Here is an 8,048-nt window from a genome sequence, read left to right on the forward strand (position 1 = left end):
GCCTTCGTGGTGGTGAACGGGGCGTTGGTCATCCTGAAGCTCCGCCCGGGCGAGCCTCGGGGGGCCTTCGAGGTGCCGGTGTTCGTCCCGGCCCTGGGCGCCCTGGTGTGTCTGGTGATGATTTTCGGCAGGGTGCTCGGCCCCGAGGCGGATGCCCGCGCGCCCCTCATCGCGGGCGGCATCGTCACCGGCATCGCCCTGCTGTACCTCCTGCTGCGGCCGAAGAGCGTGATAGGAGAGGGGTCGGAGCAGCCGTAGGCATTGCCCGGCCGCCTGGTCTCCAGACCTGGAGGCGGCGAGCGCGCGGGGGGCTCGTTATAGATTTTCCCCGAATGACCGCCTCCCTGGAACAACCGCTCACCTCCACCCCGACCGAGGGCGTGGAGGCCCTGGTCTCGCTGCTGCGGGGCCGCCGTGTCGTGGTGCTCACCGGGGCTGGGTGCAGCACCGAGTCGGGCATCCCGGACTACCGTGGCCCCGGTACGCGCGCCCGGGCCCGCAACCCCATCCAGCACCGCGAGTTCCTCACCCGGCCCGAGGTGCGGGCCCGCTACTGGGCACGCAGCCTGCTCGGCTGGCCCCGCTTCTCGGCGGCCCGGCCGAACGCGGCGCACGAGGCGCTCGCGACCCTGGAGCGCGAGGGCCACGTGCTCGGCCTCATCACCCAGAACGTGGACCGCCTGCACCATGCCGCCGGCAGCCAGCGCGTCATCGAGCTCCACGGGGCGCTCGCCCGGGTGCGTTGCCTGGACTGTGAGGCCGTCGAGTCCCGCGCGGAGCTCCAGGAGCGCCTGCTCGCGCTCAACCCCGGCTTCACGGAGCACAGCGCCGAGCTGCGTCCCGATGGGGACTCCGAGCTGTCCCTGGAGGCGGTGCGGGCCTTCCAGGTCGCCCCGTGCACCCGCTGCGGCGGGACGCTGAAGCCGGACGTGGTGTTCTTCGGTGACAACGTCCCGCCCCCCACGGTGGAGGCCGCGTTCTCGCTGCTGGAACAGGGGGATGCGCTCCTGGTGGTGGGCTCGTCCCTGGCCATCTACTCGGGCTTCCGCTTCCTCCAGCGCGCCGCGGATCGCCACCTGCCCGTGGGCCTCGTCAACATCGGCGAGTGCCGCGGTGCCGAGCTGGTGGACGTGCGCGTGGAGGCACGCGCGGGCGAGGTGTTGCCCCGGCTGGTGGAGGCCCTCGTCTCCGCGTGAGTCCGGTTGTGCGGCGCGGCGCTCCGGTCCAATCTCCCGGAATGCCCGCCGTCATCCGCCCCGCCACCCCCGAGGATCTGCCGTCCCTGGCCGCCGCGCTGGCGCCGCTTCCCCTCTTCAAGGCCTATGGCCTGGACGCCCCGGCGCTGGCGACCCGCTTCCGCGGCGCGCTCGACCGGGGCGAGGGACTGCTCATGGCCACCGACGAGAGCGGTCCGGTGGGCGTGTGCTGGTTCCTCACCCGGGGCACCTTTGGTACCGGCGCCTACCTGCGGACGCTGGCCATCCGCGAGGATCGCCACGGCTCGGGGCTCGGCGCCCAGCTCCTCGCGGCGTACGAGGCCGGGTGTGGCGCACCCCCCGGAGGTTTCTTCCTGCTCACCTCCGACTTCAACGAGGGCGCGCAGCGCTTCTACCAGCGGCACGGGTACCGTCAGGTGGGCGCGCTCCCGGACTTCGCCGCTCCGGGCGTCACCGAGCTCGTCTTCTGGAAGCCCCGCGTCAGGGAATGACTTCGGCCACCACGGGACGCTCGGGCTCCTGGGAGGGCTGACACGTGGGCCAGGAGGTGTCCTCCAGCAGCGTGCCCACCGTGACGAGCTCGAAGCCGCGTTTGCGCAGTCCCGTGATGATGTCGGGCAGCGCCTCGGCGGTGACGAAGCGCTTGTGGTTCATGTGCATCACCACGATGCCGCCGGGGCTCGCCTTCTTCAGCACCCAGTCCACCAGCCGCTTCGCGGTGATGGTCTCGTCCGGGTCTCCCGAGGGCAGATCGTAGTTGAGGGTGACGAGCGACGCCTGGGACGCGAGCCAGGCGACGCGCTCGTCGATCTCCCCGAAGGGCGGGCGGAAGTACCTGGGGATGCGCCCGGTCAGGTCGTAGACGACCTGCTGCGTGCGCTGGAGCTCCTCCAGCACCTTCCGGTCATCCTTCACCTTCGGCATGTGGGGATGCGAGAAGGTGTGGTTGCCCAGCTCGAAGTCCGGGTACTGCGCGAGCTCCTGGAGGTGCCCCCGGTTGGCCAGGGCCCAGCCTCCGCCGATGAAGAGCGTGGCCGGTGTCGACGTCTCCAGCAGGGTGCGGATGACGCGCTCGTCGTACTCGTTGTGGCGCGTGGAGCAGGCGTCGAAGGTGAGCGCGAGCCGCATCCGGTGGCGGCTCCCGTTCGTTACGATGGGGGCCGGCTCACTCGCCGAGGGCTCCTCGCGCTCGGGTGCCTTCTGCGCGAGCGCCTCCAGAGGCGTGTCGGGCTCCGCGGGGGGAATCCACGCGCAGGCACTCGTGGCGAGCGCCACCAGCGCCGGGATGAACTGCACGGAGGTCCAACGCGCCATGATGTCCGAGCTGCTCCTGTCGTCCGCCGGAAGCGGAGGGGACGGCGCAGATATAGCGCGGATGGCTCGGTGCTTGTTGGGTGTGCGACGAGCAGTGCACCCGTGTGACGGGCCGTGCGCCACCCGCGGCGGAGATTTACCGGATCCTCGAATTGGGGTGCCCCGCGCACACCCACCGGGGGGCTTGACGTGGGGCTCACGTCTGGGGGGGAGTCCCGAAACTCCGCGCTGGCGCTCAAGCGAACAGCGTGAGGCTGAGCGAGAGGTCCTGGTGCACGTTGCCCAGGCCGGGGATGTAGCCCTGCTCACCGAAGGTGCACAGGCCCAGCACGGGCACGCCCGGCAGCAACCGCGAGAAGGTCCGCAGGCCCTCGTCGATGCGAGGGCCCAGCGCTCCCGCGCACCCGGCGCAGAAGATGAGCGCCGCGCCCTTCACGTCCCGCGTCGTCAGGCCACCCTGCGCCAGCGCCGCGTCGATGAGGTGCGAGACCTCGGCCACGAGCCCCTCGGCGGTGCCACTCATCAGGCACACCTCATCCTGCGGCTCGATGTCGGCGAAGACATCCACCGCGCCCGTGTCCGCGTGGACCTGGGCTGGGTGAACCGTCACGTAGTGTTCCCGGTTGCCCACGTCGCGGCGGACGGCGACGGGCCGCAGCGCCGTCTGCGCCAGGATGTTGCCGCCCGAGCGCACCTGGTCGTCGATGGCCCCCTCCAACCAACGCCCCAGCACCTGCGCGGCGGGTTGCCCGTCCAGCGTCAGCAGGGTGCGGCCCCGTGCCCCGGTGGCCCGGGCCCGCACCCCCGTGGGGATGTAGGGCGTGGACAGCGACGTGCCCACCCGCACCTCGCCGAAGAGGCCCAGCAGCGACACGCCCGCGGGCACCGGACCCTCGTGCGTGAAGACGCTCCACTCTCCAGCGATGGCATGGTCCGCGGCGCTGCCGCCCTGGCACGGCACGTCCGGGCACACGCTCGCGATGCCCTTCAGCATCGCCTCCTCCGTCCCGGGCGAGGCGTTGAAGAGGATCAGCCGTGGCATCTTCCCGCCGGCCTTGTGCACCAGCTCCCGTGCCGCGGCCTCGCCGGCCTGGCGCCCGTCCGCTTCCAGGGAGGAGGCCACGAAGGCCGACCCCGGCGCGCCACCCACCAGCATCACCGCCACCGCGCCGTGGCCCTCGTTGCGCACGCCGGCCGGGGTGAGGACACCCAGTGACGTGGTCACCCCGTGCAGCGGCACCCCGGCCAGCACCTGACGGAAGGCGGCGTGGACGCGCGCCGCGTCGTGGTCCACCGTGGCGGTGATGTAGGCCGCCTGAGGGGAGGCTCCTCCGAGCTGCGCGCGGGCCTGCTCCACCGCGCTCTGGACGGCCTTCAGCGCGTCCGCGGAATCTCCGACACCGACTCCGATTGTCACGGTCATGGTCCTGCCTCCGAGAGAAGGTGGGCGAGCTCCTGGAGCTCCTGGGTCGTCAGAAGTTGGGGAAGCGTCTGCTCCAGACGCCTCAAGGCCTCGGGCGGGTCCGGATCGTTCGGGCCGAAGCCGCGGACGTTCACGCCGCTCATCATGATGAGGCGCGCGACACCGAAGCCGAGCTTGCGCTTCTCGACGTAGGAGGTGATCCGACTGATCCTGTTGGCCATGCGGATTCGTCTCTCTCACCGTGAGCGGACGGCGATCTCCGTGAGCTCTTCGTCGGTGAGCACCAGGGGGTTGGCCTTCATGCTGCTGGCCGCCTTCGCCCGAGCCACGAGCCGTGGCACGTCGGCCTCGGTCAGCCCGTAGCGCCCCAGGCCCGGCACCGCCAGCGCCTGGCACAGCTCCCTCACCCACGAGATGCCGTCCTCGGCCCGCGCGTCCGCGCGTCCGGTGAGCAGCACCGCCACCTCCTGGAAGCGGGGCAGGGCGGGGTGGGAGGGGGCCCGGGCTCGCAGCGCCCGCAGGTTCACCTCCAGCGTGGCGGGGAGCAGCGCCGCGCACACCGCGCCGTGCGGGGCCTCGTACATGCCGCCCACGGGCGCCGCGAAGCCATGCACCGCGCCCAGGCCCGCGTTGGCCAGGCACAGGCCCCCGAAGAGGCTCGCGAGCGCCAGATCCTCCCGCGCCGCCGCGTCGGGGCCCTCCAGCACCGCGCGCCGCAGCGAGCGCGCCGAGCGGCCCATTCCCTCGCGGGCCAGGGCGTCGGTGAGCGGAGTGGCGCGGGCCGAGAGGAAGGGCTCGAGGAGCTGCGAGAGCGCGTCCAGCCCACTGGAGGCCAGCACCGCGGGGGGCACGCCCGCCAGCAGCTCGGGGTCCACGAGGGCCAGCCGGGGCAGCATGAGGGGGCTGCGCAGGCTCGCCTTCACCTGGGCGTCCTTCACCCCCAGCACCGCGTTGCGCGTCACCTCGGAGCCGGTGCCCGCGGTGGTGGGGATGGCCACCAGGGGCAGCGAGGGTTTCGTCAGCACCTGCCCCCGGCCCACGACCTCCAGGTAGTCCAGGGGCTCTCCTCCGTTGGTGGCCAGCGCGGCGATGGCCTTGCCCGCGTCCAGGGCGCTGCCTCCCCCGAAAGCCACCACCGCGTCGCATCCCTGGGCGAGGGCGAGGGCGGTGCCCTCGCGTGCCAGCTCCACGGTGGGCTCCCCCTCCACCGCGAAGGTGACGGCGGACAGGCCCAGCCGGCCGAGTCCCTCTCGCAGCGGCTCGGCGCGCGTGGGGTCTCGTCCGGTGACGAGCAACACCTTGCGGCCGCCGAGGGACTTCACCGCCTCGGGGGCCTCGGCCAGCCGGCCCGGGCCAAAGACGATGCGGGTGGCGGTGGCGAACTCGAAGCTGGCCAGAGCCATGTCACCACCCCGAGTCTTCTGGGAAGCGGTTGACGTACTTCCGGGAGGTGCGTGGCTCGCCCATCATGGAGGCCACGGTGTCCCGCCACGTCAGGTAATGGGCCGTCTCCTTGTGGGCGGCCGGTGCCTGGGGCGTCTTGTAGACCTCGACGAGCACGAAGCGCGTTGGATCCTCGGTGTCTTGAATGACGTCGAAACGGGCGATGCCTGGCTCCTTCACACTTTCGCGGGCGTTGGCGAGGGTGGCGTCGCGGAATGCCTCCACCGACTCGGGCTTCACGCGGACATGGACGTGGACGACCAGCAGGCTGTTGGGCATGCGTCCAGGATACCCCCGAAGGCCGCGTCCAGGCAGCATCCACGGGCCCTCTCTGTTATGCACGGCGGCAATTGGGGAGCGGAATGCACCTGGGCTCGCACCCGCGTCAGTCGTGACCGGGTCGTGAGGTAGCCGGCGTCTCCTCGCCAGAGGGTAGCTGCGCTCCGTCGTGGCCGGCGAAGACGAGGGGCGCGGAGAGGGCTTCCTGGTACTCGGCCTCGGTGAGGTCGCCTCCCGCGTACAGCACCGCCAGCAGACCATCCACCTGCTTCCTCCAGATGTCGGAGATCCCACCCCGGTTGCAGTACACGTGGTAGCGCACCGGGTTGGGGATGATGGTGGCGAGGAAGGCCGACTCGCGGATGCTCAGCTCGCGTGCATCCTTGTCGAAGTAGTGCCGCGCCGCCTCGCCAATGCCGTAGAGGTCGGGCCCCCACTCGATGATGTTGAGGTACACCTCGAGCAGCCGCTCCTTGGACACCGAGGCCTCCAGCCCCAGCGTGAGGAAGGCCTCCCTCACCTTGCGTGCATACGTCTTCTCCCGTGACAGGAAGAGGTTCTTGGCGAGCTGCTGGGTGAGGGTGGAGCCGCCGCGCAGCTTGTCGTCCTCGGGCGCGAGGAGGATGCCGCGCAGCGAGTCGAAGTCGAAGCCCCGGTGGCTCCAGAAGGCCGCGTCCTCGCTGCGCAGCACCGCGCGCACCAGCCGGTGGGGGAGCTCGGCCAGGGGCACGAAGGAGGGATTGCTCGGGCCGACGCGCAGCTGACGCCCGCGCCCCTCGGCCGTCAGGGGACGGTAGTCGAAGGGCTCGCGCAGCCAGGCCAGTGGCCCCGCCTTGCCCGAGCGCTTCAGCTCCGTCAGGTCCAGCTTCGTCTCCAGCTTCCAGTCCCGGCGCGAGTAGACGGGGCCGGAGAGTGCCAGCGAGGCCTGGAAGTGGCCCTCCAGCCGCGCCAGCTCGGTGCCGGGCACCAGGGCCGCGGGCAGTGCCGCCATCGCCTGCTCGAAGGAGAGCGGTTGCAGCTCCGCCCGCAGGGCGAAATGGGGATCGGCGCTCCAGGAGGCCTCGCCCCGCACCTCGACGCACGCCTCGTGGTGCGCACCTACCGTCAGCCGGAGGGACTCGAGTGCGACGTGCCGGCGCTCGACGTCCCAGTGCATGCGGCCCTCGGCCGAGAAGGCGAAGGGGCCCACCGGCTCGGGATCGAGCTGGGGGGTGGCCACGTTGAGCCCCGCCATCGTCACGGAGAAGGTGGCTCCCGAAGCGTCCGCGCGCACCTCGCCCTCCAGCGTGCCTCCCTCCAAACGCCACGGAGGTCGCGCGAGCGACAGCAGCGCACCCGCCGGGACACCCCGGGCCTGGAGCGTCCCCGAGGGGCCCGACTCCTTGCGCTGGAGCGACAGCGTCACATGCCCGCCTCCAGGCAACTCGGCCATCGCCTCCACCCGAGGAGTCTCCGCCGTGTCCTCCACCCGTACCCGGGCGGCGAGCGGACCCCACTCCACGCGGCCCTGGCGCTCGAAGGCCAGGTGCACGTCCTCCAGCACCAGCTCGGGCAGTGCGCGGGAGGTGCCCTTGTCCGTGGAAGGGGAAGGGCGCCGAGCTTCGCGGGCCTCGCGCCCCCGCTCGACGAGGGCCCGCAGCTCCTGTCCCATCGGTCCTGCTTCCACGCGCACGCCCGCGAGCACCACCCGGCTCGCCTCGACGTGGCCCGAGAGGAGGGCGAGCCGTCGGAGCCGGACGGTGACGCGCGAGACGCGCACCACGGGCGGCCCCTCGGGCCGCGTGCCAGGAAGCTCCACCGGCCCCAGTGTCACCGTGCCGTTCCACCCAACGTGGAAGTCGTCGCCCAGGCGCACCGGGCCCAACCGCGACTCCAGGGCGGGCTTCACGCGGGCGAGCACCCGCGTCCGCACCGCCTCGCCCCGCAGCCAGGCATGTCCGGCCCAGACCCCGAGGGCGAGCGAGGCGGCGAGGCAGAGGAGAAGGAGAGGCCCTCTCTTGGAGGGACGGCGCGATGACGGCATGGGGGCTCGCGCCTCCCTAACGGCAGGAGGCGCGGGGTTCAAGCGTCACGAGACGACGGGCTACTTGTTCGCGCAATAGCCGAAGCTCGTGCTGGCGCCGGGCGCGAGCTGGGCGTTCCACGTATCTCCGGTGAAGGTGGTCTGCGTCCCCGAGGGCGCCGTCTTGGCGTTCCAGAAGTGGTTGAGGGTGCCTTCCACGGTGAAGGTGACGCGCCAGGTGATGGTGGCCGTACCGGTGTTGGTCACCTTGACGTTGTTGCAGTAGCCCGTCTGCCAGTTGTCCTGCGGCGTCACGGTGAACTGCGCGTTGCTGGAGGTCGGCGTGTTGGGCGTCTCGCCGCCTCCCGTG

10 protein-coding genes are annotated in these 8,048 nt (G+C 71.8%); 3 read left to right on the forward strand and 7 right to left on the reverse strand.

From position 1 onward, the window contains the following. The 3 genes from VF794_RS17950 to VF794_RS17960 form a co-directional block, all read left to right on the forward strand. Positions 1-258 (forward strand): hypothetical protein (locus VF794_RS17950; protein ID WP_331112014.1); only part of this gene is annotated, 258 nt, incomplete at its 5' end. 74 nt (positions 259-332) lie between these two features. After that, the gene (locus VF794_RS17955) at positions 333-1,196 is read left to right on the forward strand and encodes an NAD-dependent protein deacetylase (protein WP_331112016.1); all 864 of its coding nucleotides are present in this window, start codon (positions 333-335) and stop codon (positions 1,194-1,196) included. Continuing rightward, positions 1,193-1,708, forward strand: coding sequence for a GNAT family N-acetyltransferase (locus VF794_RS17960; RefSeq protein ID WP_331112018.1), 516 nt, complete (start codon positions 1,193-1,195; stop codon positions 1,706-1,708). The genes VF794_RS17955 and VF794_RS17960 overlap by 4 nt, the downstream gene beginning before the upstream one ends. Here VF794_RS17960 and VF794_RS17965 read toward each other — a convergent pair. The 7 genes from VF794_RS17965 to VF794_RS17995 form a co-directional block, all read right to left on the reverse strand. Continuing rightward, positions 1,698-2,531 (reverse strand): polysaccharide deacetylase family protein, encoded by an 834-nt coding sequence (locus VF794_RS17965; RefSeq protein WP_331112020.1) that lies wholly within the window; start codon positions 2,529-2,531, stop codon positions 1,698-1,700. The two genes, VF794_RS17960 and VF794_RS17965, sit on opposite strands and share 11 nt — an antisense overlap. Positions 2,532-2,766: 235 nt before the next feature. Continuing rightward, positions 2,767-3,954: an FIST signal transduction protein gene (locus VF794_RS17970; protein ID WP_331112022.1), complete on the reverse strand. Its 1,188-nt coding sequence runs from the start codon at positions 3,952-3,954 to the stop codon at positions 2,767-2,769. Continuing rightward, complete coding sequence (locus VF794_RS17975) at positions 3,951-4,175, reverse strand: hypothetical protein (protein ID WP_331112024.1); 225 nt, start codon at positions 4,173-4,175, stop codon at positions 3,951-3,953. The genes VF794_RS17970 and VF794_RS17975 overlap by 4 nt, the downstream gene beginning before the upstream one ends. A 15-nt stretch (positions 4,176-4,190) precedes the next feature. Continuing rightward, positions 4,191-5,357, reverse strand: coding sequence for an iron-containing alcohol dehydrogenase (locus VF794_RS17980; RefSeq protein ID WP_331112026.1), 1,167 nt, complete (start codon positions 5,355-5,357; stop codon positions 4,191-4,193). Between the two features lies 1 nt (position 5,358). Next, positions 5,359-5,676 (reverse strand): antibiotic biosynthesis monooxygenase, encoded by a 318-nt coding sequence (locus VF794_RS17985; RefSeq protein WP_331112028.1) that lies wholly within the window; start codon positions 5,674-5,676, stop codon positions 5,359-5,361. A gap of 106 nt (positions 5,677-5,782) precedes the next feature. Continuing rightward, a complete protein-coding gene (locus VF794_RS17990; RefSeq protein ID WP_331112030.1) occupies positions 5,783-7,699 on the reverse strand; it encodes a biosynthetic peptidoglycan transglycosylase in 1,917 nt (638 codons plus the stop codon). A 60-nt stretch (positions 7,700-7,759) separates the two neighbouring features. Next, the coding region (locus tag VF794_RS17995; protein WP_331112032.1) for a cellulose binding domain-containing protein at positions 7,760-8,048 on the reverse strand (289 nt) is incomplete at its 5' end.

This window comes from Archangium sp. (genome assembly GCF_036389735.1).
In the GTDB taxonomy this organism is placed as follows: Bacteria; Myxococcota; Myxococcia; order Myxococcales; family Myxococcaceae; genus Archangium.

Coding starts and splice junctions, on each gene's coding strand:
- VF794_RS17955 (WP_331112016.1), top strand. CDS start 333: ATGACCGCCTCCCTGGAACAACCGCTCACCTCCACCCCGACCGAGGGC.
- VF794_RS17965 (WP_331112020.1), bottom strand. CDS start 2,531: ATGGCGCGTTGGACCTCCGTGCAGTTCATCCCGGCGCTGGTGGCGCTC.
- VF794_RS17970 (WP_331112022.1), bottom strand. CDS start 3,954: ATGACCGTGACAATCGGAGTCGGTGTCGGAGATTCCGCGGACGCGCTG.
- VF794_RS17975 (WP_331112024.1), bottom strand. CDS start 4,175: ATGGCCAACAGGATCAGTCGGATCACCTCCTACGTCGAGAAGCGCAAG.
- VF794_RS17980 (WP_331112026.1), bottom strand. CDS start 5,357: ATGGCTCTGGCCAGCTTCGAGTTCGCCACCGCCACCCGCATCGTCTTT.
- VF794_RS17985 (WP_331112028.1), bottom strand. CDS start 5,676: ATGCCCAACAGCCTGCTGGTCGTCCACGTCCATGTCCGCGTGAAGCCC.
- VF794_RS17990 (WP_331112030.1), bottom strand. CDS start 7,699: ATGCCGTCATCGCGCCGTCCCTCCAAGAGAGGGCCTCTCCTTCTCCTC.